Origin of the sequence: Pseudomonas lactucae (genome assembly GCF_036688725.1) — a bacterium.
Classification (GTDB): domain Bacteria; phylum Pseudomonadota; class Gammaproteobacteria; order Pseudomonadales; family Pseudomonadaceae; genus Aquipseudomonas; species Aquipseudomonas lactucae.
The window spans coordinates 47,944-74,618 of record NZ_JAQQPT010000016.1; the positions used below are offsets into that span (position 1 = coordinate 47,944).

Annotated in this window: 20 protein-coding genes and 1 tRNA gene; 15 read left to right on the forward strand and 6 right to left on the reverse strand. The window is 60.1% G+C overall.

What is annotated here, in order from left to right:
- Positions 1-94 precede the first annotated feature (94 nt).
- The 5 genes from dnaG to V6M90_RS19035 all read left to right on the forward strand — a co-directional run bounded on the left by dnaG (position 95) and on the right by V6M90_RS19035 (position 8,670).
- On the forward strand, positions 95-2,065 hold the full coding sequence (dnaG, locus tag V6M90_RS19015; RefSeq protein WP_332846946.1) for a DNA primase: 1,971 nt from the start codon (positions 95-97) through the stop codon (positions 2,063-2,065).
- A gap of 67 nt (positions 2,066-2,132) precedes the next feature.
- Entirely contained in the window at positions 2,133-3,983 is a 1,851-nt protein-coding gene (rpoD, locus tag V6M90_RS19020; protein WP_003176492.1) for an RNA polymerase sigma factor RpoD, read from the forward strand.
- A gap of 123 nt (positions 3,984-4,106) precedes the next feature.
- Positions 4,107-7,850: an EAL domain-containing protein gene (locus tag V6M90_RS19025; protein WP_332846947.1), complete on the forward strand. Its 3,744-nt coding sequence runs from the start codon at positions 4,107-4,109 to the stop codon at positions 7,848-7,850.
- A gap of 15 nt (positions 7,851-7,865) precedes the next feature.
- Positions 7,866-7,942: transfer RNA gene (locus tag V6M90_RS19030), tRNA-Ile, on the forward strand.
- A 398-nt stretch (positions 7,943-8,340) separates the two neighbouring features.
- On the forward strand, positions 8,341-8,670 hold the full coding sequence (locus V6M90_RS19035; protein ID WP_332846948.1) for a hypothetical protein: 330 nt from the start codon (positions 8,341-8,343) through the stop codon (positions 8,668-8,670).
- 116 nt (positions 8,671-8,786) lie between these two features.
- Here the strand turns inward: V6M90_RS19035 and V6M90_RS19040 are convergent, their stop codons facing one another.
- Positions 8,787-9,365, reverse strand: coding sequence for a DUF1349 domain-containing protein (locus tag V6M90_RS19040; RefSeq protein WP_408637326.1), 579 nt, complete (start codon positions 9,363-9,365; stop codon positions 8,787-8,789).
- 295 nt (positions 9,366-9,660) lie between these two features.
- Here V6M90_RS19040 and V6M90_RS19045 point away from each other — a divergent pair, with 295 nt between their 5' ends.
- The 9 genes from V6M90_RS19045 to pqqE all read left to right on the forward strand — a co-directional run bounded on the left by V6M90_RS19045 (position 9,661) and on the right by pqqE (position 18,566).
- Positions 9,661-10,107: an Lrp/AsnC family transcriptional regulator gene (locus V6M90_RS19045; RefSeq protein WP_078734923.1), complete on the forward strand. Its 447-nt coding sequence runs from the start codon at positions 9,661-9,663 to the stop codon at positions 10,105-10,107.
- Positions 10,108-10,251: 144 nt separating this feature from the next.
- The gene (locus V6M90_RS19050; protein WP_141062959.1) at positions 10,252-11,955 is read left to right on the forward strand and encodes a flavin monoamine oxidase family protein; all 1,704 of its coding nucleotides are present in this window, start codon (positions 10,252-10,254) and stop codon (positions 11,953-11,955) included.
- Between the two features lie 11 nt (positions 11,956-11,966).
- On the forward strand, positions 11,967-12,755 hold the full coding sequence (locus V6M90_RS19055; RefSeq protein ID WP_332846949.1) for a carbon-nitrogen hydrolase family protein: 789 nt from the start codon (positions 11,967-11,969) through the stop codon (positions 12,753-12,755).
- A gap of 65 nt (positions 12,756-12,820) precedes the next feature.
- The gene (gene pqqF, locus V6M90_RS19060) at positions 12,821-15,190 is read left to right on the forward strand and encodes a pyrroloquinoline quinone biosynthesis protein PqqF (protein ID WP_141062958.1); all 2,370 of its coding nucleotides are present in this window, start codon (positions 12,821-12,823) and stop codon (positions 15,188-15,190) included.
- A gap of 159 nt (positions 15,191-15,349) precedes the next feature.
- Positions 15,350-15,424 carry a pyrroloquinoline quinone precursor peptide PqqA gene (gene pqqA, locus V6M90_RS19065; protein WP_003194766.1) on the forward strand — a complete coding sequence of 25 codons (75 nt, stop codon included), beginning with the start codon at positions 15,350-15,352 and terminating at the stop codon, positions 15,422-15,424.
- 71 nt (positions 15,425-15,495) lie between these two features.
- A complete protein-coding gene (gene pqqB, locus V6M90_RS19070) occupies positions 15,496-16,407 on the forward strand; it encodes a pyrroloquinoline quinone biosynthesis protein PqqB (protein ID WP_141062957.1) in 912 nt (303 codons plus the stop codon).
- 11 nt (positions 16,408-16,418) lie between these two features.
- A complete protein-coding gene (gene pqqC, locus V6M90_RS19075; protein ID WP_003176500.1) occupies positions 16,419-17,171 on the forward strand; it encodes a pyrroloquinoline-quinone synthase PqqC in 753 nt (250 codons plus the stop codon).
- Positions 17,168-17,443 (forward strand): pyrroloquinoline quinone biosynthesis peptide chaperone PqqD, encoded by a 276-nt coding sequence (pqqD, locus tag V6M90_RS19080; protein ID WP_003176501.1) that lies wholly within the window; start codon positions 17,168-17,170, stop codon positions 17,441-17,443. The genes pqqC and pqqD overlap by 4 nt, the downstream gene beginning before the upstream one ends.
- Positions 17,436-18,566 carry a pyrroloquinoline quinone biosynthesis protein PqqE gene (pqqE, locus tag V6M90_RS19085; RefSeq protein WP_408637327.1) on the forward strand — a complete coding sequence of 377 codons (1,131 nt, stop codon included), beginning with the start codon at positions 17,436-17,438 and terminating at the stop codon, positions 18,564-18,566. Before pqqD ends, pqqE begins: the two co-directional genes overlap by 8 nt.
- 5 nt (positions 18,567-18,571) lie before the next feature.
- Here pqqE and V6M90_RS19090 read toward each other — a convergent pair whose 3' ends face one another.
- A complete protein-coding gene (locus V6M90_RS19090) occupies positions 18,572-18,730 on the reverse strand; it encodes a YqaE/Pmp3 family membrane protein (protein WP_003176503.1) in 159 nt (52 codons plus the stop codon).
- 182 nt (positions 18,731-18,912) lie between these two features.
- Positions 18,913-20,124, reverse strand: a complete 1,212-nt coding sequence (locus V6M90_RS19095; protein ID WP_370694865.1) for an aspartate aminotransferase family protein — start codon at positions 20,122-20,124, stop codon at positions 18,913-18,915.
- 248 nt (positions 20,125-20,372) lie between these two features.
- Here V6M90_RS19095 and V6M90_RS19100 point away from each other — a divergent pair, with 248 nt between their 5' ends.
- Positions 20,373-21,272 carry a LysR family transcriptional regulator gene (locus V6M90_RS19100; RefSeq protein ID WP_332846951.1) on the forward strand — a complete coding sequence of 300 codons (900 nt, stop codon included), beginning with the start codon at positions 20,373-20,375 and terminating at the stop codon, positions 21,270-21,272.
- 228 nt (positions 21,273-21,500) lie between these two features.
- Here V6M90_RS19100 and V6M90_RS19105 read toward each other — a convergent pair whose 3' ends face one another.
- The 3 genes from V6M90_RS19105 to V6M90_RS19115 form a co-directional block, all read right to left on the reverse strand.
- Positions 21,501-23,279: an acyl-CoA dehydrogenase C-terminal domain-containing protein gene (locus tag V6M90_RS19105; RefSeq protein WP_003176506.1), complete on the reverse strand. Its 1,779-nt coding sequence runs from the start codon at positions 23,277-23,279 to the stop codon at positions 21,501-21,503.
- 122 nt (positions 23,280-23,401) lie between these two features.
- A complete protein-coding gene (locus tag V6M90_RS19110) occupies positions 23,402-25,171 on the reverse strand; it encodes an acyl-CoA dehydrogenase C-terminal domain-containing protein (protein ID WP_332846952.1) in 1,770 nt (589 codons plus the stop codon).
- Positions 25,172-25,261: 90 nt separating this feature from the next.
- Positions 25,262-26,554 carry a GGDEF domain-containing protein gene (locus tag V6M90_RS19115; RefSeq protein WP_042945372.1) on the reverse strand — a complete coding sequence of 431 codons (1,293 nt, stop codon included), beginning with the start codon at positions 26,552-26,554 and terminating at the stop codon, positions 25,262-25,264.
- Positions 26,555-26,675: the final 121 nt, after the last annotated feature.

Sequence of the window (26,675 nt, forward strand, 5' to 3'; positions counted from 1 at the left end):
CAGCTCAAGCGAACAATTGATGGTCAAGCCACTTGATACGTGCGCCTGAGCACTTCACGGGCCCTCATTTACACGCAGTGATGACGAGAACGCCATGGCCGGGCTAATTCCCCAGAGCTTTATTGACGACCTTCTGAACCGCACCGACATCGTCGATGTTGTCAGCTCACGCGTGCAAATGAAGAAAGCGGGCAAGAATTACACCGCCTGCTGCCCGTTCCACAAGGAAAAGACCCCGTCGTTCAGCGTCAGCCCCGACAAGCAGTTCTACTACTGTTTCGGCTGCGGCGCGGGTGGCAATGCCCTCGGCTTCATCATGGACCACGACAACCTGGACTTTCCCCAGGCAGTCGAGGAACTGGCCAAAGCCGCCGGCATGGAAATCCCTCGCGAAGAAAGTGGTCGCCCGCATAAACCCCGGCAACCCACCGACTCGCCGTTGTACCCGCTGCTGACTGCCGCCGCCGACTTCTACCGCCAGGCGCTCAAAAGCCATCCACAGCGCAAAGCCGCCGTCGACTACCTCAAAGGCCGCGGCCTGACCGGTGAAATCGCCCGTGACTTCGGCCTGGGTTTCGCCCCGCCGGGCTGGGACAATCTGTACAAACACCTGAGCAGCGACACCCTCCAGCAAAAAGCCATGATCGACGCCGGCCTGCTGGTGGAAAACGCTGAAACCGGCAAGCGCTATGACCGCTTCCGCGACCGCGTGATGTTCCCGATCCGCGACAGCCGTGGGCGCATCATCGCCTTTGGCGGCAGGGTATTGGGGGACGACAAGCCCAAGTACCTGAACTCCCCGGAAACCCCGGTATTCCACAAAGGCCAGGAACTCTACGGCCTGTTCGAAGCACGCAAAAACAACCGCAACCTCGATGAAATCATCGTGGTCGAAGGCTATATGGACGTGATCGCCCTCGCCCAGGAAGGCCTGCGTAACGCGGTCGCCACTCTCGGCACGGCGACCAGCGAAGAACACATGAAGCGCCTGTTCCGCGTAGTGCCCAGCGTGCTGTTCTGCTTCGACGGCGACCAGGCCGGCCGCAACGCCGCCTGGCGCGCCCTCGAAGCGACGCTGTCGAGCCTGCAGGACGGGCGTCGTGCGCGCTTTTTGTTCCTGCCCGAAGGCGAAGACCCGGATACCCTGGTGCGCGCCGAAGGCACCGATGCATTCCGCGCGCGCATCAACCAACATGCGCAGCCGCTGGCAGACTACTTCTTCCAGCAACTGACCGAAGAGGCCGACCCGCGCTCCCTCGAAGGCAAGGCCCATATGGCCACCCTCGCCGCGCCGCTGATCGACAAGGTACCAGGGGCCAACCTGCGCACCCTGATGCGCCAGCGTCTGCTGGAAATTACCGGTTTAAGCGGCGAAGCGGTCAGCCAGCTGGTGCACAGCGCCCCCCAGGACGCGCCGCCAGCCTACGACCCCGGCATGGATTACGACGCCATGCCGGACTATGCCGATTTCCACCAACCGCACGAGGCCTATGCGCCTCAGCAGGAGTGGACACCGAAGAAACCCGGCGCCGGCGGCAAGAAGTGGGATAAGAAACCCTGGAGCAAGAACGGTAAGCGTGGTGATCGCGACGAGGCCTACGCCCCGCGCACCCCGGTTGCCGTAGAAGCGCCCATGCTGATTGCGCTGCGCACGCTTATTCATCACCCGCAACTGGCGGGCAAGGTCGAGAGCGCCGATCATTTTGCGAACGAAAGCAACAGTTATGCTCAAGTGCTGATCGCCCTGATCGAGGCCGTGCAGAAAAATCCTAAGCTAAACTCTATTCAACTGATGGCTCGTTGGCACGGCACAGAGCAAGGCCGCTTGTTGAAAGTCCTCGCGGAAAAGGAGTGGCTAATTGACGGCGACAACCTTGAACAACAGTTTTTAGACACCATTACTAGGTTATCCGCGGGTCAGCATACGCAGACCCTCGATGAACTGATCAAGAGAGCGCGGCAGCCGGGATTATCGGCTGACGAGCAAATTCAGATAGCAAAACAGATGCGCGACCTCTTAAAACAGAACGTTTGCACATCAAACCCGACCTCAGCTGGCGTGTGAGGTCATAGCTCGGGTATAATCCTCGGCTTGTTTTTTGCCCGCCAAGACCTTCAGTGGATAGGGTGTTATGTCCGGAAAAGCGCAACAGCAGTCTCGTATCAAAGAGTTGATCACCCTTGGTCGTGAGCAGAAGTATCTGACTTACGCAGAGGTCAACGATCACCTGCCTGAGGATATTTCAGATCCAGAGCAGGTGGAAGACATCATCCGCATGATTAATGACATGGGGATCCCCGTACACGAGAGTGCTCCGGATGCGGACGCCCTTATGTTGGCCGACGCCGATACCGACGAGGCAGCCGCTGAAGAAGCCGCTGCAGCGCTGGCCGCGGTGGAGACCGACATCGGTCGCACGACTGACCCTGTGCGCATGTATATGCGTGAAATGGGTACCGTCGAGTTGCTGACGCGCGAAGGCGAGATCGAAATCGCCAAGCGTATTGAAGAGGGTATCCGTGAAGTGATGGGCGCCATCGCGCACTTCCCTGGCACGGTTGACCACATTCTCTCCGAGTACACTCGCGTCACCACCGAAGGTGGCCGCCTGTCCGACGTCCTGAGCGGTTATATCGACCCGGACGACGGCATCGCGCCGCCTGCTGCCGAAGTACCGCCGCCTGTCGATGCCAAAGCCGCGAAAGCGGACGACGACTCCGACGACGACGAGGCTGAAGCCAGCACCGATGACGAAGAAGAAGCCGAAAGCGGTCCAGACCCGATTATTGCTGCCCAGCGTTTCGGTGCGGTTTCCGATCAAATGGAAATCACCCGCAAGGCACTGAAAAAGCATGGCCGCTCCAACAAGCAGGCAATCGCCGAACTGTTGGCCCTGGCTGAGCTGTTCATGCCAATCAAGCTGGTCCCGAAGCAATTCGAAGGCCTGGTTGAGCGCGTTCGCAGTGCCCTTGAGCGCCTGCGTGCACAAGAGCGGGCGATCATGCAGCTATGTGTGCGTGATGCACGCATGCCGCGCACCGACTTCCTGCGCCAGTTCCCGGGCAACGAAGTTGACGAAAGCTGGAGCGATGCGCTGGCCAAGGGCAAGTCGAAGTACGCCGAAGCCATTGGTCGCCTGCAGCCGGACATCATCCGTTGCCAGCAGAAGCTGACCGCGCTTGAGAACGAAACCGGTCTGACGATTGCCGAGATCAAGGACATCAACCGCCGCATGTCGATCGGTGAGGCCAAGGCCCGCCGCGCGAAGAAGGAGATGGTTGAAGCGAACTTGCGTCTGGTGATCTCCATCGCCAAGAAGTACACCAACCGTGGCTTGCAGTTCCTCGACCTGATCCAGGAAGGCAACATCGGCCTGATGAAGGCGGTGGACAAGTTCGAATACCGTCGCGGCTACAAGTTCTCGACTTATGCCACCTGGTGGATCCGTCAGGCGATCACTCGCTCGATTGCCGACCAGGCCCGCACCATCCGTATTCCGGTGCACATGATCGAGACCATCAACAAGCTCAACCGTATTTCCCGGCAGATGCTGCAGGAAATGGGTCGTGAACCGACCCCGGAAGAGCTGGGTGAACGCATGGAAATGCCTGAGGATAAGATCCGCAAGGTATTGAAGATCGCTAAAGAGCCGATCTCCATGGAAACCCCGATCGGTGATGACGAAGACTCTCACCTGGGTGACTTCATCGAAGACTCGACCATGCAGTCGCCAATCGATGTCGCCACTGTTGAGAGCCTTAAGGAAGCGACTCGCGACGTACTGTCCGGCCTCACTGCCCGTGAAGCCAAGGTACTGCGCATGCGTTTCGGCATCGACATGAATACCGACCACACCCTTGAGGAAGTCGGTAAGCAGTTTGACGTGACCCGCGAGCGGATCCGTCAGATCGAAGCCAAGGCGTTGCGCAAGTTGCGCCACCCGACGCGAAGCGAGCATCTGCGCTCCTTCCTCGACGAGTGATCCCAGAACCCCCGGCCCAGGCCGGGGGTTTTGCTATCCACTAGATAAAAACTCCCCGCAATACCCCTCCCCTGAAATGCCCGTCTACACTCGAACCATTCCCCGTGCCATAACGAGACCGTTATGCCCAGATTGCCGACCGTGATACTGCTGTCGCTGCTGACCTGGACCGCAACGGCTGGCGCGTTGACTCTTACTGATGATGAGCGTAGCTGGCTGACGGACCATCAGGAGCTGAGTCTTGGGGTGGATGCCTCATGGCCCCCCTTTGAATACCGCGATGAAGATGGCCGCTACCACGGCTTGTCGGCGGACTACGTGCGCCTGATCCAGGACCGCCTGGGCGTGCGGATAAAGCTGGTCGAGTCACCGAGTTGGAGCGCGGTCCTGGAAATGGCTCGAAACAATCAGCTCAACCTTATCCCCAGCATCATGTCGACCCCGGAACGCCAGCATTACCTGGCCTTCACCCGGCCTTATATCGACTTCCCGATGGTGATTCTTGCCCACGAAGGCGGTGCACGGCCGCGCAACCTCAAGGACCTTTACGGGCTGAAAGTTGCCGTGGTGGAAAACTACGCGCCCCACGAGTTGCTGCGCACCCATCACCCCGATCTCAATCTGGTGGCGCTGCCTAATGTCAGCTCGACGCTGCAAGCCCTGGCAACCGGTGAAGTCGACGCGGTGGTCAGCGACCTGGCGTCCAGTGTCTGGAGCCTGCGTGAACTCAAGCTCGACGGCCTCTACGTGAGTGGCGAAACGCCTTACCGCTATCAGCTGGCGATGGGTGTCCCACGGGACGACAAGATGCTGGTGGGCATCCTGGACAAAGTCCTCGCCGACCTGAGCCCAACCGAAACTGACGCCATCCAGCAACATTGGGTAGGCAGTGCCACCGATAACCGTACCTTCTGGAACGACCTGTTGATGTATGGCCTGCCCACCGTGCTGTTGTTGAGCACCGTATTGGCCATCGTGATTCGGATCAATCGCCGGCTCAGCTCGGAAATTTCCCGCCGGGTCGCCCTTGAACAGGAACTGCGTAGCAGTGAATACCACTACCGCGGCCTGGTGGAGAGCTTGTCGGCCATTGCCTGGGAAGCCAGCATCAGCGACTTCACTTACAGCTACGTGTCGCCCCACGCCGAGGACCTTCTCGGCTATCCACGCGCCCACTGGCTGATTCCCGGCTTCTGGCGCAACATCATTCACCCCGCCGACCTGACCCGCACCGAAACCTATTGTTATCGCGAAACCCGCGCCAACCGCGATCACAGCGTCGATTACCGGGTGATCACCGCCGATGGCCGCTGCCTGTGGGTGCGTGACATCATCAGCCTGATCGAACACGGTCATGAACCGGTACTGCGCGGCCTCATGATTGATATCAGCGAAGCCAAGCGCACCGAAGAGGCCTTGCAGCTTTCCGAGCAGAAGTTTGCTTCAGTGTTCCAGCAGTGTCCGGACATCCTGGTCATTGCTCGGCTGTCCGATGGCTGCCTGCTGGAGGTCAATAAAGCCTTTGAAGATCAAATTGGCTTAACGGCCGCCCAGGTGATTGGTCGCAAAGGCACGGAGCTGGATATATGGGGTATACCGGGCATCGGCCCTGAATTGCTGAAGCGAGTCCAGAACACCAGTATTCACAACCTGGAAATGCCCTTCCTGCGCAGCAACGGTCAAGCCTTTACCGGGCTCATCTCTGCAGCGCCGTTCCAACTCGATACGGTCGAAGCCATTGTGGTCGTGGTACGCGATATCACCCAGCTCAAGGAAACCCAGCAGCAGTTGCAGACCTCCGAAGAGAAGTTTGCCAAAGCCTTCCATGCATCACCCGATGGCCTGCTGCTCAGCCGTCAGCACGATGGCCTGCTGATTGAAGTCAACGAGGGTTTCAGCCGCATTACCGGCTTCGCCGCTGCAACCTCTCTTGACCAATCGACCCTGGAACTGGGTATCTGGGTCGACCTTAACGAGCGTAAACACATGCTGGAGCTGATGCACCGTGACGGGTTTGTCCGCGACTTCATTTGCCATATACGTCGCGCCGACGGGCAGATCCGCCTCTGCGAAGTCTCCAGTCGACCGTTGCCCATCGGCGATGACGACTGCATGCTGACCATTGCCCGCGATATCACCGAACGTCAGCTGATGCAGGAAAAACTGCAACAGGCCGCCACCGTCTTCGAGAGCACCGCCGAAGGCGTGTTGATCACCGATACCCGGCAAAACATCAGCGCCGTCAACCGCGCCTTCAGCGAGATCACCGGTTACAGCGAAGCCGAGGCCCTCGGCCAAACCCCGCGCCTGCTCGCCTCCGGCCTGCACGACAGCGCGTTCTACGCAGCGATGTGGCACCAATTGACAGCCCAGGGTCATTGGCAGGGCGAGATATCCAACCGTCGCAAGAACGGGGCGCTGTACCCCAGCTGGCTGACCATCAGCGCCGTGCGCAACCCCGATCAATTGATCACGCACTTTGTCGCCGTGTTTGCCGACATCTCCAGCCTCAAGTTAGCCCAGGCGCGCCTCGACTATCAGGCACACCACGATCCGCTGACCGGCCTGCCCAACCGCACGCTGTTTGAAAACCGGCTGCAGGCCGCCCTCAACGGTCATCAGGAAACCGGTAAACAGGGCGCGGTGCTGTTTCTTGACCTGGACCGCTTCAAGCACATCAATGACAGCCTCGGCCACCCTGTCGGCGACCTGCTGCTCAAAGACATCGCCGTGCGCCTCAAGGAACAACTGCGTGACATCGATACCGTCGCCCGCCTGGGCGGCGACGAATTCATCATCCTGCTGCCCGGCCTGCAACACGCCAATGATGCCGCGTACCTGGCCAATAAACTGCTGGCCTGCTTCACCCTGCCGTTCCAGGCCGGTGAACACGAGTTTTTTATCAGCGCCAGCATCGGCACCAGCCTGTACCCGCAGGACGGCACCGACGTCGCCACGCTGGTCAAAAATGCCGATGCCGCGATGTACCGTTCCAAGGCCAAGGGCCGTAACCGGGTCGAACACTACACCCGTGATCTCACCGCCCAGGCCAAGGAGCGCGTCGCCCTGGAGCACGAACTGCGTCGCGCCATCGAGCGTGACGAGTTGAGCCTCTACTACCAACCCAAACGAAGCCTCAAGACCCAGGCACTGATTGGCGCCGAAGCCTTGATCCGCTGGCATCACCCGACTTTTGGCGACGTACCGCCTGAACACTTCATCGCCCTGGCCGAAGAGAACGGCATGATCCTGCAGATTGGCGACTGGGTCCTGGAGCAGGCCTGTCGACAACTGCACGCCTGGCAAGGCACGCACCACGACTTCGGCTCGCTATCGGTCAACCTTGCCGGGGCGCAACTGCGCCATCCCAACCTGCTGACTCGCATCGAGCAGCTGTTGCGCGACTACCACCTGGCCCCCGGCTGCCTGCAACTGGAGATCACCGAAAACTTCATCATGAGCCAGGCCGAAGAAGCCCTGGAAGTGCTGCACCAGCTCAAACACCTGGGGGTGCAACTGGCAATCGATGACTTCGGTACTGGCTACTCGTCCCTCAGCTACCTCAAACGCCTGCCGCTGGATTTCCTGAAGATCGACCAATCCTTCGTCCGCGGCCTGCCCGATGACCCCCACGACGCCGCCATCGTGCGCGCCATCATCGCCCTGGGCCACAGCATGCAATTCACCATCATCGCCGAAGGCGTGGAAAACACCGCGCAACAAGCTTTCCTGGCCGCAGAAGGGTGCGAGCAAATGCAAGGCTACATCGTCAGCCTGCCCCTGCCACCCGAGCTTTTTGCAGCTTCCTTTCTTCGTAGACGCATTGAGGATTTTTCGGATAGCACAGTAGAGAAACCATCGCTATAATCCGCGACCTGTTAAGGGCCTATAGCTCAGTTGGTCAGAGCAGAGGACTCATAATCCTTTGGTCCACGGTTCAAGTCCGTGTGGGCCCACCAACTCCAAAGCCGCGCATTGCGCGGCTTTCGCGTTTCTGCGGTTTGGAAACTCACCGCCCTCAAAACTGCCAAAAACCGCCTTCCGTCCACAATTCGTCCAATTTCATTTTTGAACAGCCTGTTTTTTAACTCATCCTCTTCCTTCCTTCTCTCAAAAATCCGACCCAGGTAATTCAACGAAACGACCTCCGCTATGTGCCCAGGACTAAAATTCAAGATAAACGGAGCTACGGTTTGGCCGAACAGTTCTCGCCTGTCGGCACGCGTGCTCAATGCGACGCAAAGGGTTTGATCAACGTCGATTGAAATCTTGTGAAGGCCCTTAGATTTACGCCAGGAATGCTCCACGAAAATGTCCCGAGATCGTTCTCTGCTGCCCAATGCGCGGAAAGTCACCCATGATCGGCAATACTTTGATTGCGGGTTGCCGACACGTCCTAAAACAACGTGAGCAAGAAGTCGGGCTAGCGATTCATCGCGCAATGAAATGGAACTGGCCGCAAGCGCCGTCATGTCGGACGCCTCGCCAAACCCAGTTTTTTAAAACTGTAAATGAGTTGTTCCTACACAAACTGGAACAACTGAACATGTTTGAATACCTGCAATTCCTCGCTCTTTATCTAGCCATCGAAGCTAAGCCCTACATTCCTCTGATGCAGATCATCAGCACGTCCGTAGCGACCTTGGCCGGATTGTTCACCATTGCCAATGTAATCCATCATTGGTGATTTCGTGCCCCCACCGGACCCCGGTGGGGGCTCAACAGAATACTAACTGCCTAACACCGCTCGGACGTAACCGTGCGACCAAGTCATCTGCGTGACTGACCTGGTCGGCATGTTGGCTAGCTCAAATCATGCAGGTCTCGCCCGAGAGGCTGGCTCAAAGACCACTCAGAAAACTTTACCCTCAACCCTTGCCGGTTCGGTGTGCAGCACATAGGGCCAACCCTATAGCGTTGCGCGTCTGGAAATGCAGCAAGCCTGAGCAATGGCCAAGTCATGCCGTCTGTGGAGTATTGCAAGCGCAGCACTCCATCGGAAACGGTCACACGAAGCCAAAAATCGGTTGGGTCGCCAGAAAAGCAACTGGGCGCCCAATCCGACGTACCTTGTGTCAGCACGCTACTGATCATTGGCATTCCATCGTTATATTCTATCCCTGCTTTGAGCCAGGTCTCTTCATTGAGCCTGACCATAACTCCCGCTTGGTCATAGAGCTCGCGAAAATCAGCGTTAACTCTGACTTGAGCGGTAAAGCCTCCAGTGGTCTCAATCCCCAGGAAATGTCCGCTGTCTCGAGTGAACCCATAATGAGTTTCACGCCAAAAATCGGTTTGGAAATCAGTAAACACTTCTAAAGAGTTGTCAGCAAAGCGTTGGCAACGTCTCGGTTTATTCAGCCATTTAGCAGCCTGCCAAATTGACGCTTCAACGTTCTGACTGACCACTTCAATCTGTTTTTTATCCACCATGCTACCCCCTCCATTGATTTGCTGAATCCCGCGCTGCAAACCAGTTTGCCACTCATGACCATCTAGCCATGCAGACTGTATCAAGCTCATGATCGCCGCTCGTTTGTCGGTGTAAGCGAATCCATTTTCGGACAGAGGTTTGCGTTGAGACTATGGCTGAGTGCGATGACTCTTCAGCCATTACCTGCTGCCCGATACAAGCCTGTAACATGCCCGCCCATTGCCGCCCGTCACGGAGCCTCCCTTGCCTGTCCTGGATGAAATTGATCGTCAGTTGATCGCCGCGCTGCAGATCAACGCCCGCGAAAGCGTAGCCATGCTTGCCCGACAGTTGGGCATTGCGCGCACCACGGTGACGTCGCGTCTGGCGCGCCTGGAGAAAACCCAGGTGATCACCGGTTATGGCGTGCGCCTCGGGCAACGCGTGGTGGATGGCGGGCTACAGGCGTATGTCGGGATTACCGTCCAGGCGCGTTCGGGCAAGGAAGTGCTGCGCAGGCTCAGCGCCATGGCCCAGGTGCAGCAGTTATGCGCGGTGAGCGGCGAATTCGATTATGTGGCCTGGCTGCGCACCGATTCGCCGGAGCAGCTTGATCAGTTGCTGGACCAGATCGGCAGCGTCGACGGCGTGGAGAAAACCACCACCTCGATCATCCTCAGCAATAAATTGGATCGTGGCCAACCAATCTGACCGCCAATCTCGTCACTTTGACTAAAAACAGTTCATTACGACGACAGTTTGCGTCTTATTAACGGACGCAACGCTCCCTAAACTGGCTGCCATCTTTTCCTATACTCAACGGGTCGCCCCGTCGAGTCGCCAGTAAGGTCAGCCATGAGCATTCCGTCCAGTACACTCAGCAAGCCCCATCGCCACCCTGCAGACGGTAAAAAACCCATCACCATCTTCGGCCCGGATTTTCCGTTCGCCTTCGATGACTGGATCGAGCACCCCGCCGGCCTCGGCAGCATTCCCGCCGAGCACCATGGCGCGGAAGTGGCGATTGTCGGCGCGGGGATCGCCGGGCTGGTGGCCGCCTATGAGCTGATGAAACTGGGACTCAAACCTGTGGTGTACGAAGCCTCGAAAATGGGCGGCCGTCTGCGCTCCCAGGCCTTCGAAGGCGCCGAAGGCATCATCGCCGAGTTGGGTGGCATGCGTTTCCCGGTGTCGTCCACCGCGTTTTACCACTACGTCGACAAGCTCGGCCTGGAAACCAAACCGTTTCCCAACCCGCTCACTCCGGCCTCCGGCAGCACCGTGATCGACCTCGAAGGCGAAACCCATTACGCACAAAAGCTCTCCGACTTGCCTGCACTGTTCCAGGAAGTGGCTGACGCCTGGGCCGATGCCCTGGAAGCCGGCTCGCAGTTCGGCGATATCCAGCAAGCCATCCGCGACCGCGATGTGCCGCGCCTGAAAGCACTCTGGAACAAGCTGGTGCCGCTGTGGGACGACCGCACCTTCTACGACTTCGTCGCCACCTCCAAGGCCTTTGCAAAGTTGTCGTTCCATCACCGTGAAGTGTTCGGCCAGGTCGGTTTCGGCACTGGTGGCTGGGACTCCGACTTTCCCAACTCGATGCTGGAAATCTTTCGCGTGGTGATGACCAACTGCGACGACCACCAACACCTGGTGGTCGGCGGCGTGGCGCAAGTACCCATGGGCATCTGGCGCCATGTACCGGAGCGCTGCGCCCACTGGCCGGCCGGCACCAGCCTCAGCTCGCTGCACAGCGGCGCGCCTCGCGCGGGGGTCAAGCGTATTGCCCACGCGGCGGATGGCCGTTTCGCGGTGACCGACAACTATGGCGACACCCGCGAATACGCAGCCGTACTGACCACCTGCCAGAGCTGGCTGCTGACCACCCAGATCGAGTGCGACGAAAGCCTGTTCTCGCAAAAGATGTGGATGGCCCTGGACCGTACACGCTACATGCAATCGTCGAAAACCTTCGTGATGGTCGACCGCCCGTTCTGGAAAGACAAAGACCCGGAAACCGGCCGCGACCTGATGAGCATGACGCTCACCGACCGCCTGACCCGCGGCACTTACCTGTTCGACAACGGTGACGACAAGCCGGGGGTGATCTGCCTGTCGTATTCGTGGATGAGCGACGCACTGAAAATGCTGCCGCAGCCTATCGATAAACGCGTGAAACTGGCGCTCGACGCCTTGAAAAAGATCTATCCGAAAGTCGATATCAAGGCGCGCATCATCGGTGACCCGATCACCGTGTCCTGGGAGGCCGACCCGCACTTCCTCGGCGCGTTCAAAGGTGCCCTGCCCGGCCACTATCGCTACAACCAGCGGATGTATGCGCACTTCATGCAGAAGGACATGCCCGCCGAACAACGTGGGATTTTTATCGCCGGGGACGATGTTTCATGGACGCCCGCCTGGGTCGAAGGCGCAGTACAGACTTCGCTGAACGCCGTATGGGGCATCATGACTCACTTCGGCGGCAGCACTCACGCCGAGAACCCAGGCCCAGGTGACGTATTCGATGAAATCGGGCCGATCAGCCTGCCCGAGTAAGGAGCCAAGCCATGCGTGTCGCCCTGTATCAATGCCCGCCGCTACCGCTGGATGTGGCCGCTAATCTCAAGCGTCTGCACCAATTGGCGCATGAGGCCACCGACGCCGATGTCCTGGTGCTGCCGGAAATGTTCCTCACCGGCTACAACATCGGTGCCGAGGCGGTCGGCGCCTTGGCCGAGGCGCAGGATGGGGAGTCTGCGCAAGCCATTGCCGAAATCGCGCAAAACGCCGGGCTGGCCATTCTCTACGGCTACCCGGAGCGCGCCGGCGATGGGCAGATCTACAACGCCATACAGTTGATCGACGCCCACGGCCAGCGCTTGTGCAATTACCGCAAGACCCATCTGTTCGGCGACCTGGATCATACGATGTTCAGCGCCGGCGACGATGACGCCCCGCTGGTGGCACTCAATGGCTGGAAGCTGGGGTTCCTGATCTGCTACGACCTGGAGTTCCCGGAAAACACCCGGCGCCTGGCCCTGGCCGGCGCCGAACTGATCCTGGTGCCCACCGCCAATATGGTGCCGTTCGACTTTGTCGCCGACGTCACCGTGCGGGCGCGGGCCTTTGAAAACCAGTGCTACGTGGCCTACGCCAATTATTGCGGACACGAAGGTGAGATTCAGTACTGTGGGCAAAGCAGTATCGCCGCGCCGAATGGCCAGCAAATCGCCTTGGCCGGCCTGGATGAAGCCTTGATTGTCGGCACGCTGGAGCGCCAAGCAATCCTCGACGCCCGCACCGCCAACGACTACCTGCAAGACCGCCGTCCCGAGCTGTACGGAGCGCTGAACTAGCCCTGAGCCAGCGGGTTTGCCAGCGGTTTGTTAGCATAGCCACTTCCTACGTTTTGGAAGTGCCCATGTCTGCGCCGGTCTACCCTCACTCCTTGCATCTGACCCTGCCCAATGGTCTGCGGGTTTCCCTGCGTCACGCGCCGCGTTTGAAGCGTTGCGCGGCAGCGTTAAGGGTGGCGGCCGGTAGCCACGACGTGCCATTGGCCTGGCCTGGGCTGGCGCATTTTCTTGAGCATCTATTATTTCTCGGCACAAAGCGTTTTCCTACGGCCGAAGGGTTGATGGCTTACGTGCAGCGCCATGGCGGCCAGGTGAACGCCAGTACCCGCGAGCGCACTACGGACTTCTTTTTTGAACTGCCCGTGCCGACTTTCGCCGATGGCCTGGATCGATTGGCGGACATGCTGACTCATCCGCGTTTGGCGATGGACGATCAACTGCGCGAGCGTGAGGTGCTGCACGCGGAATTTGTCGCCTGGTCCCAGGATGCCAAGGCGCAGCAGCAGGTGGCGCTGCTGGAAGGCTTGGCGGCGGATCATCCGCTGCGCGGCTTTCATGCGGGCAACCGCGACAGTCTGCCGGTGGAGCGTGAGGCCTTTCAGCAAGCGCTGCAGGAATTCCACGCGCACTTCTATCAGAGCGGGCAAATGACCTTGAGCCTTGCCGGCCCGCAATCACGGGTAGAGCTCGAAGCCCTGGCGCGGCGGTTCAGCGAGCAACTGACCGCCGGGCCTTTGCATCCTCAGGCTGCTCCACCTGCATTGATGCAGGGCCAGGTGCACCGCTATCAACACTGCGCCGATCAGTATCTGCATCACGTCATCGCCTGCGACGCGCCGCGTGACGCATTGGATTTTCTGTGTACCTGGCTCAATGCCCCGGCATCCGGCGGCCTGCTCGCCGAGCTGAAAGCACGCGGGCTGGCCACGGCCGTGCAGGCGTCGGTGCTGTACCACTTCGCCGGGCAAGCGCTGCTGGATATCGACGTTACGCTCAACACCGACGACGTATCGACGACACAGATCGAGGCGCTGCTGCACGACTGGCTGAGCTTTTTCGCACACAGCGACTGGGCGCCACTGCGCGAAGAATTCGCCCTGCTCAACGCTCGTCAACAACAGGTCCAGGGCGCCCTGGCATTAGCCCGAAACGACAGCGAAGACCTTTCGGAAGCGGGCGTGGCCGCGCTCAAGGCCGTGCTCGATTCGCTGCACCTGCCGCCCGCCGAACACCAATGGCAACTGCCGCCGAACAACCCGTTCCTGCGCCCACCGATAGAGGAGGAGCGCGCCGGCCTGATACGCGGCCAAACCAGCGCCCACCGTGGCTTGCGCACCTTTGCTCAGGACCGCACACGCGGCCGGCGTGAAGCGTCGGCGCTGACCTTCAGCCAGGCCCTGGCGGACGACAGCGACGAAGGCGCGCTGTACGTACACTGGCGATTTGATGCGCTGGCGCCAGTCGGGCTGGAAAGTGCCCATCAGACCTTGCGTGAAAATGCTCGCCAGGCTGGCGTCGAATTGTCATTCGATACCGCCGGTAATGAAGGGTGGGTCAAGATGGTCGGCCTGCACGCCCCCATGCCTGCCGTGCTCGACGCATTGGCACACAGCCTCGCTCAACCCTGCGAGACACCTGCGCCCCCAACCCCGATGATCGCCATCCGCGAGTTGCTCAAGGCGCTACCGGCATGCTGCACCGGCGCCCCTTGCGAACCCCGTGCAACGCCCGCGTCATGGAGCACTGCACGCTGGCACGGGCTCGGCCTGGGTCTACCCGCCGCCTGTGAAGCACTGATAAAAACCGCTGCCGCCCGGCTGCCGGGGCAACCCACACGCCTTCAAACCGCGCCCCCAACCGCCAGCGCCCAACGCGTGTGGCATGAAGTCAAAACCGACACCACCGAAGCGGCCCTGCTGCTGTTTTGCCCGACACCAAGCCAGACCCTGGCCGATGAAGCCTCATGGCGCCTGCTCGCTCATCGGCTGCAGGGGCCGTTCTACCAGCGCCTGCGGGTAGAGCTGCAAATCGGCTATGCGGTGTTCAGCGGCATCCGGCAGATCAACGGACAAACCGGCCTGCTGTTGGGTGTGCAATCGCCTACCATGTCGCTGGAGGGGATCGTAGATCACCTGCGAGCGTTCCTCGCCGACTTGCCGACGCTGATTGAAGACAGCGACGACATGGGCAACCTGGCCCTGGCGCAGCAGTTTTCAGCCCAGACGCTTCCCACCTCCCAAGCCGCCGAACTGTTGTGGCACGCGCACCTGGCCGGCCATCCGTCGGGTTACCTGGAGCAGCTCCAACACCTTGTCCAGAACCGTACACGCGACGATCTGCACTACGCGGCGCGGCAATTGAACGACGCGGCAGGCGGCTGGCACTGCGTTGCCAATGGCCCTTCCATCGGCGAGGCCTGGAAGGCGGTGGGCTGATCATTGCCAACCCTGCAACAGGCTTTTTCCATCAAGACAGCGCTAACTTGATCAGAATTGCGTAACATTCCCACGCACACATCTGAACATCTCCGTCTGGAGGTGGACTATATGTATTACTTGGTAGTAAACGTCCCATCCCTTCGTAGGAGTAAGAATATGACTTGGTCCAAACCTGCTTACACTGATCTGCGCATCGGCTTCGAAGTCACCATGTACTTCGCCAGCCGTTAATCCGCTGGGTAATACAACGCCTCGGTTCGCCCGGGGCGTTTTTGTTTTGAGCTTTGCGTGATGGAGCAATCATGTTTGTCCAGATTCTAGGTTCTGCCGCCGGCGGTGGTTTCCCACAGTGGAATTGCAACTGCGTGAACTGCGCAGGTTTTCGTGACGGCAGCCTGCGGGCGCAGGCGCGGACCCAGTCGTCTATCGCGATCTCCGATGATGGCGTCAATTGGGTGCTGTGCAACGCCTCCCCGGATATTCGCGCGCAACTGCAAGGGTTTGCGCCGATGCAACCTGGCCGCGCCCTGCGCGATACCGGTATCGGCGCGATCATCCTGATGGACAGCCAGATCGACCACACCACCGGCCTGTTGAGCCTGCGCGAAGGCTGCCCGCACCCGGTGTGGTGCACCGACATGGTCCATGAAGACCTGAGCACCGGCTTCCCGCTGTTTACCATGCTCACCCACTGGAACGGCGGCCTGGCCTGGAACCGTATCGAGCTGGATGCCAGCTTCAGCATCCCGGCCTGCCCGAACCTGCGCTTTACCCCGCTGCCGCTGCGCAGCGCCGCACCGCCCTACTCGCCGCATCGCTTCGATCCTCACCCGGGCGACAACATCGGCCTGATCGTCGAAGACCTGCGCACCGGCGGCAAATTGTTCTATGCACCGGGGTTGGGCAAGGTCGACGCGCCGTTGCTGGAGATCATGGCCGGCAGCGATTGCCTGCTGGTGGACGGCACAATGTGGGACGACGATGAAATGCAGCGCCGCGGCGTAGGCACCCGCACCGGGCGCGAAATGGGCCACCTGGCGCAGAACGGCCCCGGCGGCATGCTTGAAGTGCTTGAGCAGCTACCCAAGCAGCGCAAGGTGCTTATCCACATCAACAACACCAACCCTATCCTCGATGAAGACTCCCCCGAGCGCGCGGAGCTGGTACGGCGCAATGTCGAAGTGGCTTACGACGGCATGAGCATCCAATTGTAGGAGCAACGCAAATGACTGACACACCGCTGACGCCCGCCGAGTTTGAAGCGGCCTTGCGGGCCAAGGGCGCCTTCTACCATATCCATCACCCCTACCATGTGGCGATGTATGAAGGCCGCGCCAGCCGCGAACAGATCCAGGGCTGGGTCGCCAACCGCTTCTACTACCAGGTGAACATTCCCCTGAAGGACGCCGCGATCCTGGCCAACTGCCCGGACCGCGAGATTCGTCGTGAGTGGATTCAACGCCTGCTCGACCATGACGGCGCACCCGGTGAAGACGGCGGCATCGAAGCCTGGCTGCGCCTGGGCCAGGCGGTCGGCCTCGACCCCGACCAACTGCGTTCCCAGGAATTGGTGCTGCCCGGCGTGCGGTTTGCGGTGGATGCCTACGTCAACTTCGCCCGTCGCGCCAGTTGGCAGGAGGCTGCCAGCAGCTCGTTGACCGAACTGTTCGCGCCGCAGATCCATCAGTCGCGCCTCGACAGCTGGCCGCAGCACTATCCGTGGATCGACCCGACCGGCTACGAATATTTCCGTACCCGCCTGGGCCAGGCACGTCGCGATGTCGAGCACGGCCTGGCGATCACCCTGCAGCACTACACCACCCGTGAAGGCCAGGAGCGCATGCTGGAAATTCTCCAGTTCAAGCTGGACATCCTGTGGAGCATGCTCGACGCCATGAGCATGGCCTATGAACTCAAACGCCCGCCCTATCACAGCGTGACCGAGCAGCGGGTCTGGCATAAAGGGATCGCCCTATGACCTTTGATCGCAGCAAAATACCGACCTGGCGCCCGGGCTACCGCTATCAATACGAGCCGGCGCAAAAAGGCCATGTGCTGCTCTATCCCGAGGGCATGATCAAGCTCAACGATAGCGCGGCGTTGATCGGCGGTTTGATCGATGGCGAGCGCGACGTGGCCGCGATCATCGCCGAGCTGGATAAACAATTTCCTGGTGTGCCTGAGCTCGGTGACGACATCGAGCAATTCATGGAGGTCGCCCGTGCTGAGCACTGGATCACCCTTGCCTGAAAAGCCAGCCATTGGTCTGCCGCTGTGGCTGCTGGCCGAGCTGACCTACCGCTGCCCGTTGCAGTGCCCGTACTGTTCCAACCCGCTGGACTTCGCCGAGCAGGGTAAGGAACTGAGCACCGAACAGTGGATCAAGGTCTTTCGCGAAGCCCGCGAGATGGGCGCCGCGCAGTTGGGTTTTTCCGGTGGTGAGCCGCTGGTGCGCCAAGACCTCGCGGAATTGATCGCCGAGGCGCGCAAACTGGGGTTCTACACCAACCTGATCACCTCCGGCATCGGCCTGACCGAGCAGAAAATCAGCGATTTCAAGAAGGCCGGTCTGGACCATATCCAGATCAGCTTCCAGGCCAGCGATGAACAGGTGAACAACCTGCTGGCCGGCTCGAAAAAAGCCTTCGCGCAAAAGCTGGAAATGGCCCGTGCGGTGAAAGCCCACGGCTACCCGATGGTGCTGAACTTCGTCACCCATCGGCACAATATCGACAAGATCGACCGCATCATCGAGCTGTGCATCGCGCTGGAAGCGGACTTCGTCGAACTTGCCACCTGCCAGTTCTACGGCTGGGCGCAGCTCAACCGTGTGGGGTTATTGCCCACTCAGGAGCAACTGGTACGCGCCGAACGCATCACCAACGAATACCGCGCCAAGCTTGAAGCCGAAGGCCACCCGTGCAAGCTGATCTTCGTGACGCCGGATTATTACGAGGAGCGCCCTAAAGCCTGCATGAACGGCTGGGGCAGTATTTTTCTGACAGTCACACCGGACGGCACCGCCCTGCCCTGTCACGGCGCCCGACAGATGCCGGTGCAATTTCCCAACGTGCGCGACCACAGCATGCAATACATCTGGTACGACTCGTTTGGCTTCAACCGCTTTCGCGGCTACGACTGGATGCCCGAGCCGTGCCGTTCATGCGATGAAAAGGAAAAGGACTTCGGCGGCTGCCGATGCCAGGCCTTCATGCTCACGGGGGATGCGAGCAATGCAGACCCGGTGTGCAGCAAGTCCGAGCATCACGGCATCATCCTTAACGCGCGGGAAGAAGCCGAACACGCCACCCAGACCATCGAGCAACTGGCCTTTCGCAATGAGCGCAACTCACGGCTCATCGCAAAAGGCTAAGGGCCTCAACGCTTGGCGATGATGTACACCGCGTGGATGATGCCTGGGAAGTAACCGCACAAGGTCAGCAGAATGTTCAGCCAGAACGCGCCGCCGAAGCCTACTTGCAGGAACACACCCAGTGGCGGCAGCAAAATGGCGATGATGATACGAATGAAATCCATGGGTCAGCTCCAGAAAATCGGCTCGTGTGAGCCGTGTAGCTAATCGACCTTGGGGGTTCGTGAGGGTTCAGTGAATTCTGGCATTGCGCCATCCTGTAATAAGCAGACAAAAAAACGCCCCCAGCCAAAATAATCAGGCTGGAGGCGCCGCGTATGCCGCGAGACGGTTCAGGAATAAGAGATTAAACGGCGATGCCCTTGCGGCATTGCAGTTGCGCAGTGCGCACGCGGGAAAACGCGCGGGCCAGGCGCAGGAGCATTTCGTCGATGTTGCTTTTGCTCACGGTGAGCGCCGGGGTGAAGCGCAGGCAGTCGGGTTGCGGCGCAGTGAGGATCAGGCCTTCGTGCAGGGCGGCTTTTACCACGGCATCTGCGCAATCATCCGACAAGGTCAGGCCCCACATCAGGCCCTGGCCACGCAGTTGGCCGTGATCGTAGCGATGAGCCAGGCGCGCCAGCCCTTCGCCCAGATACAGACCGGACTCGCGCACATGCTCAAGAAAGCCGTGTTCCAGCACCGCGTCGAGTACCGCCGCGCCGGCCGACGCCATCAGCGCGTTGCCATGATGGGTGCCGTCCAACTCACCCACTTCAAAACAGCATGCGTTGCCGCGTGCCAACAGTGCCGCCAGGGGCACGCCGCCGCCCAGGCCTTTACCGAGGGTGATGATGTCGGCGCGCACGCCGTATTGCTGTTCGGCAAGCAACGTACCGCAACGGCCAAGACCGGTTTGCACTTCGTCAAGGATCAGCAGGATGCCCAGTTCACGGCACAGCCGCTCGACGCCCTTCAAGTAATGCTCGGTGGCGGGCATTACGCCGACACCCTGAAGCGGTTCGAGCAGGATGGCCACCGTTTGCGCATCGACGGCTGCGTGCAGCGCCGGCAGGTCATTGAACGGCACGTGGCTGAAACCGGGCAATTGCGGCTCGAAGCGGTTTTCCAAGGCTTGCGCCGACGCCGCCAGCGTCGCAAAGCTGCGGCCATGGCAACCGTTGCTGGCGCTGATAATGCGGTATGCGCCACCACGATGCAGTTGGCCCCATTTGCGCGCCAGCTTGATCGCCGCTTCACAGGCTTCCGCGCCGCTGTTAAGCAGATAGGCCTGGTCACTGCCGGTACGGTGGCACAACCGCTCGACGAGATTGAGTTGGGGGCGGTTATGCAGGCCCATGCCGGGGTTGATCAGCGCTTGTGCCTGCTGGTTCAGGGCACTGATCAATACCTGTGGGCTATGACCGAGACTGTTCGCGCCATTACCCTGACTGAAGTCCAGATAAGCACGGTCGTCACTGTCCCACAGCCAGGAACCCTGGCCACGCGAAAAGACTTGAGGCGGCCTGGCCACGGTGGGCATCAGCGGTTCACTGGACGCATCATCCGTTGCGTCCATCACCAGATCATCCAGGCTTGGCGTGGGGCGAAGCCGGCTGAACAGGCTCACGGATCAACCCCGATAGCAACCAAGCCTGGTGCGAACACCACCTGTGGATTGTTTGCCTTGCCTATGTAAATGCTATCAACCCAAACACTGTTCATTGCCCGATCCGGCCCTGTAAGCCCTGCGAATAGGCGCTAGACTAGGCGTCTGGTGGGCCGACGGCCATTTCGATTTTGCAGCTTTTTCGATAAGAAAAACTTATGGATTTCAAGCAACTGCGTTATTTCGTCGCGGTATATGAAGAAGGCCATGTGGGCCGTGCCGCTGAACGTCTGTCGATCTCCCAACCGGCCTTGTCGCAACAGATCCGCCAGTTGGAGCAGAACCTGGATGTGAGCCTGTTCGAACGCAGCAGCAAGCGACTATTGCCGACCCTTGCGGCCCATACCTTGTACAACCACGCGTTGCCCTTGATTGATGGCATGCAACAGGCCGTCGAGGCGCTGCGTAACTTCAGGGGCCAGGCGTTGCGCACCCTGGCCATCGGCGTGCTGCAAACCGTGCACACCAGCCTGGTGCCGCAAATGCTTGAGCGCGTGCGCAAGGCTCAGCCGCACCTGGTGGTGCAGATCTACGAATTGACCGGTATTGAGATTGAGCGGCGGTTGCTCAACGGTTCGCTGGACATCGGCATCAGCTATCTGCCGCCACGTCAGCCAGGGCTGCATGGGGTGTTGTTGTATGAAGATGAGTTGAAGGTGGTCATCCCCGAAGACCATCCCCTGCGCGAATTCAAGAAAGTTTCGCTGAAACAGGCGGCCGAGCTGCCGATGTTGTTGCTGGGAGAAGAGTTTCAAGTGCGCCAGATCTGGCAAGGCCAACTCGCCAACCTTGGGCGACGACCGCAAGTGCAGGCAGAACTGAACACCATGGTGGGGATTCTCGACAGCCTGCCCCAGACCAAACTGGCCACGGTGCTGCCGGGACGCTCCCAGGATGAGCACAACAGCCAGTCACTATTGTGGAAACCCTTGAGTGAACCGCGGGTGCCGCTCAAAGTGGGGCTGGTATGCCGTGACGTACAGCGCCAGCACGCGACGATGGCGCTGCTGAGCACCCTGCTCGAAGACGTGATGAATGCCCCGCCGACGCCCGCCTGACTTTTTCGCCGCCCAAAAGAAAACCCCGCCGAAGCGGGGCTTTGCAGACTGTTTCCCTTGACATCCATTTCACTCCGCCGTCCTGGCAGAATCCTACGTGTCCGTGTTGTTGCTTTGCGCTTCCTGCGCGACGTCCATGTGAAGTAGATTATCGATGGATCCAATGTGGCGATAGAGGACGAATAGCAGTACGTCATGTAAGAGAATGCTTACACGCCCTCCAAGCCTTTAAAACAGCGCCTCATCCAGCAAAAACAGCGATTCGCTACCGGCTTTTACCGACGCATTCAATGAGTGAATACGCGGTAACAGACGGGCGAAGTAGAATCGCGCCGTGCCCAGCTTGCTGGCGTAGAAGTCGTCTTCGGCTTCTTTGCCCAAAGCAGCCTTGGCCATGCGTGCCCACATGTAGGCATAGGCCATGTAACCAAACGCATGCAAATACTCGACCGAAGCCGCGCCGATTTCATTCGGATTGGCCTTGGCGCGGTCCAGCACCCAGGCGGTCAGTTCGTCCAGGTTGTCCACCGCCGCGCTCAGCGGCTTGGTGAACTCGACCAACTCGGCGCCCGCACCGGCGATGAACTGGCGGATCTCGTCGGCAAACAAGCGATAGAACGCACCGCCGCTGCCGACGATCTTGCGTCCCATCAAGTCCAGGGCCTGAATGCCGTTGGTGCCTTCGTAGATCTGGGTGATGCGCACATCACGCACCAGTTGCTCCTGGCCCCACTCACGGATGTAGCCGTGACCGCCGAACACTTGCTGGCCGAGCACGGTGGTTTCCAGGCCCAGGTCGGTCAGGAACGCCTTGGCCACCGGGGTCAGTAACGCCACCAGGTTGTCCGCACGCTCGCGGGCGGCGGCGTCGTCGCTGAACTTGGCGATGTCCAGCTGCGTCGCCACGTAGGTGGAGAACGCCCGGCCGCCTTCGTTCGAGGCTTTCATGGTCAACAGCATGCGACGCACGTCCGGATGCACAATGATCGGGTCGGCAGCTTTGTCTTTCGCCTGAGCGCCCGTTGGCGAGCGGCTTTGCAGACGATCACGCGCATATTCGATGGCGTTCTGGTAAGAACGCTCGCCGGACGCCAGGCCCTGGATACCCACCCCCAGGCGCTCGTAGTTCATCATGGTGAACATCGCCGCCAACCCACGGTTCGGCTCGCCCACCAGGTAGCCCACGGCTTCGTCGAAGTTCATCACGCAGGTAGCGGACGCCTGGATGCCCATCTTGTGTTCGATCGAACCACAGCTCACCGGGTTACGCGCACCGAGGCTGCCATCGGCGTTGACCATGAATTTGGGCACCAGGAACAACGAGATGCCCTTGGGACCGGCCGGTGCGTCCGGCAGTTTGGCCAACACCAAGTGGATGATGTTTTCGGTGAGGTCGTGTTCGCCACCGGTGATAAAAATCTTGGTCCCGCTGACGGTGTAGGAACCGTCCGCCTGCGGCTCGGCCTTGGTACGGATCATCCCCAGGTCGGTTCCGGCATGGGCTTCGGTCAGGCACATGGAGCCGGCCCACTCACCGGAGTACATCTTCGGCAGGTAGGCGGCCTTGAGTTCCTCGCTGGCGTGCGTCGCGATCGACACACAGGCGCCGGACGTCAGCATCGGGTACAGGCCGAACGCCAGACTCGACGAGTTGATCATCTCTTCAACCTGGGCCGACACAGCCTTGGGCATGCCCATGCCACCGAAGGCCGGGTCACCGCCCACTCCTACCCAGCCGCCCTCAGCGTAGGTTGTGTAGGCCTGTGGAAAACCGTCCGGTGTAAACACGACCGTGTCTTCCCAACGGCAACCTTGCTCATCGCCGCCGCGGCTGAGCGGGGCGATGGATTTGGCGGTGACCTTGCCGGCTTCTTCGAGGATCGCCTCGACAGTTTCGGCGTCAACGGTGTCTGCCAACGCCGGCAATTGGGCCCACGTATTGGCAACCTCAAACACTTCGTTGAGGACGAAGCGCATATCACGCAGCGGCGCTTTGTAATCAGCCATGGCAAACCTCGTGAGAACGTGAAAAGTGATTCGATAGGATCTGTTTTACAGGCTCCGAGTGTACCCGAACAACTTTTCAGACACATAGGGTCCACTTGTGACTGGCTGGTATTTTTAAGTCACTACAACGCAAACGCCTCCGCAGGCAGACTCATCAGGCACTCGCTGCCCGCTTCGACAGCGGCGCGGTGGGTGGCGGTACGTGGCAGCAGGCGTTTGAAATAGAACTCACAAGTGGCCAGCTTGGCCCTGGCAAACTCGGCATCGTCGTGGGCCTGCGCGGCGATTGCCATGCGCAACCACAGGTAGGCGAGGATGATGTAACCGCTGTACATCAAGTAATCCACCGCGGCGGCGCCGACTTCATCCGGATTCTTCATCGCAGCCATGCCGACCTGGGTGGTCAGTTCGCCCCACTGCTGGTTCAGTTGATTGAGCTGCGCCACGTAGGACTTGAGCTGCACATGTTCGGCATTCGCGGCGCAAAACTTATGCACGATTTTGGTAAACCCGCGCAGCAACTTGCCCTGACTGCCCAGCACCTTGCGCCCCAGCAGGTCGAGGGCCTGGATGCCATTGGTGCCTTCATAGATCGGCGCGATACGCGCATCACGCGCCAGTTGCTCCATGCCCCACTCGCGGATGTAGCCGTGGCCGCCGAAGACCTGCATGCCGTGGTTGGTCACCTCCAGCCCGGTCTCGGTCATAAAGGCTTTGCAGATCGGCGTGAGGAACGCCAGCAAGTCTTCAGCCTCCTGGCGTTGGCCGGCGTCGCTGCTCAGGTGCGCGGTATCAAGCAGCTGCGCGGTCAAATACGTGAGTGCGCGATTGCCTTCGTTGAAGGCCTTCATGGTCAGCAGCATGCGGCGCACGTCCGCATGGACGATGATCGGGTCGGCAGCCTTGTCCGGGGCCTTGGCGCCGGTCAGCGAGCGCATTTGCAGGCGGTCGTTGGCGTATTTGATCGCACCCTGAAAGCTCGCCTCGCCGTTGCACAGGCCTTGCATGCCGGTGCCCAGGCGGGCGTGGTTCATCATGGTGAACATGCAGTTGAGGCCCTTGTTGGCCTCGCCAATCAAAAAACCCTTGGCGCCGTCGAAGTTCAGCACACAGGTGGCTGAGGCCTTGATGCCCATCTTGTGCTCGATGGCGCCACAGTGCACCGCGTTGCGCTCACCCGAGTCGGCGTGGAACTTGGGCACGATAAACAGGGAAATGCCCTTGGTGCCCGCCGGTGCATCCGGCAATTTGGCCAGCACCAGATGGATGATGTTGGCGCTCATGTCGTGTTCGCCGGCCGAGATGAAGATCTTGCTGCCGGTCACCGCATAGCTGCCATCGGCCTGGGGCACGGCGCGGGTCTTGATCAGGCCCAGGTCGGTACCGCAATGGGCTTCGGTAAGGCACATGGTGCCGGTCCATTCGCCGGCGGTGAGCTTGTTCAGGTAGGTGTCTTTCTGCTCGACGGTGCCGTGGGCGTGGATCGCCGACATCGCGCCGTGGGTCAGGCCCGGATACATGCCCCAAGAGGTGTTGCTGGAGCCGATCATCTCGCTGAGCACCAGGCCCAGGGACTGCGGCAAGCCCTGGCCACCGTAGGCCGGGTCTGCCGCCACACCATGCCAGCCGCCTTCCACGTACTGGGCGAATGCTTCCTTGAAGCCCTTGGGCGTGGTGACCACGCCGTTGTCGAAATGGCAGCCTTCTTCATCGCCGCTGCGGTTGAGCGGCGATAGCACGTTCTCGCAGAATTTCGCGCCTTCTTCGAGGATCGCGCTGACCATGTCCGGGCTGGCGTCGGTTGCACCCAACGCGGCGTAGTGGCCGTGGAAATCAAACACGTTGTCGATCAGAAAGCGCATGTCGCGCAGGGGAGCTTTGTACTCAGGCATGGTCATGTCTCCGGCAGCAGATCCTTGCAACCTACTGCCGGCCCGCGCCTCAAACAATCATTGTAGAACCGCTGAATACAGCGCCATCACTCAACCGGCAGCGCTCTGCATGCGCACCGCGCCACGCCGCGTCTGCCCGGCCGCTACCACGCAGTTACGCCCCGCCCCCTTGGCGGCGTAAAGCGCCTCGTCGGCGGACTTGAGCACTTCTTCGGGCGTGCGTTGCTCCACCTGGCGTTCGGCCACGCCGATGCTGATCGTCACCGACACACTCGATGCACCGCCGGCGGCCCGACGCTGCCGGCCCTGGAAATCGTCCTGGGGGCGATTGTCCGGGTTGCGCAGTTTGATCGCGTAATCGGCGATGATCTGGCGCAGTTCCTCAAGGTGCGGCATGCACTCATCCAGGGTCTTGCCGGCATACACCACGGCGAACTCCTCGCCGCCGTAGCGATAGGCACGCCCGCCACCGCTGACCTTGGACAGTTTGCTCGCCACCAGGCGCAGCACCTGGTCGCCCACATCGTGACCATGGGTGTCGTTGAAGCGCTTGAAGTGATCGACGTCGGTCATCGCCAGCACGTAATTGCGCCCCAGCCGTTGCATGCGTTCGTTGAGCGCGCGACGCCCCGGCAACCCGGTCAGTTCGTCGCGAAACGCCATTTGATAAGCCTCGTGGGCCACGCCCGCGGCGATCATCAACATCACCTGGCTGCACATGATATTGAGGGTGAACGGCAGGATGAAAGTTTTCGGCAACATCCAGAACAGCCCCAGCAAGCCCACCAATTGCGCCGCATGCAGCGGACGCGGCTGGTACCAGTACTGTGCCGCGAGGATCAAAAAGCCGATCAGGAACATTGGGTACGACAGTTGGATCAGGTTCATCCAGCTGCCATGCAGCGCCGGCCAGCGAATCTCCGCCAGCCAGCCCAGCACCGCTTCGGGGTAACTCTGTTCAAGGGCCAGCGCCACGCTGCCTATCGCCAGCAACACCGCGCCGCGTGCAACAAAGTCGCGAAACAGATGAGTCTTCTCCTGCCACAACGCATAGATGCTGAACAGCACCGGCAACAACAGGCAACACAGATGGAACACCACCGCCGCGTCTTCGCGTACACGGCCGTTGTCGCGGTAGAAATCAGTCTGGGTATCAAGCAGGAAGTAAACGACGTACACCGTCATCATCAAGAACAGCTCACGCTGGCGTCGATAGACTGCGCAATACGAACCGCCGAGCAACAGCACCAACGTCGGCAACACGTTGAACAGCGAGGTGAAGAAAACGTTGAGATCCTTGACGTACGCAGCCGAGAGCCCTGCCAGCAAGAGCAGCAGCGAGGGGAAAAAATGACTGAACCGTACGGCGGACACGCGTGACAAGGGTAAAGCTCCGAAGCGCAAAAATGATGGCACTGTGCCTTGACCCGGACAGTTAAGCACACCTTGTCCGCCATGTATCACATTGCCACTACTGTAACGGCAGCGGCCGACAATCCCTGAG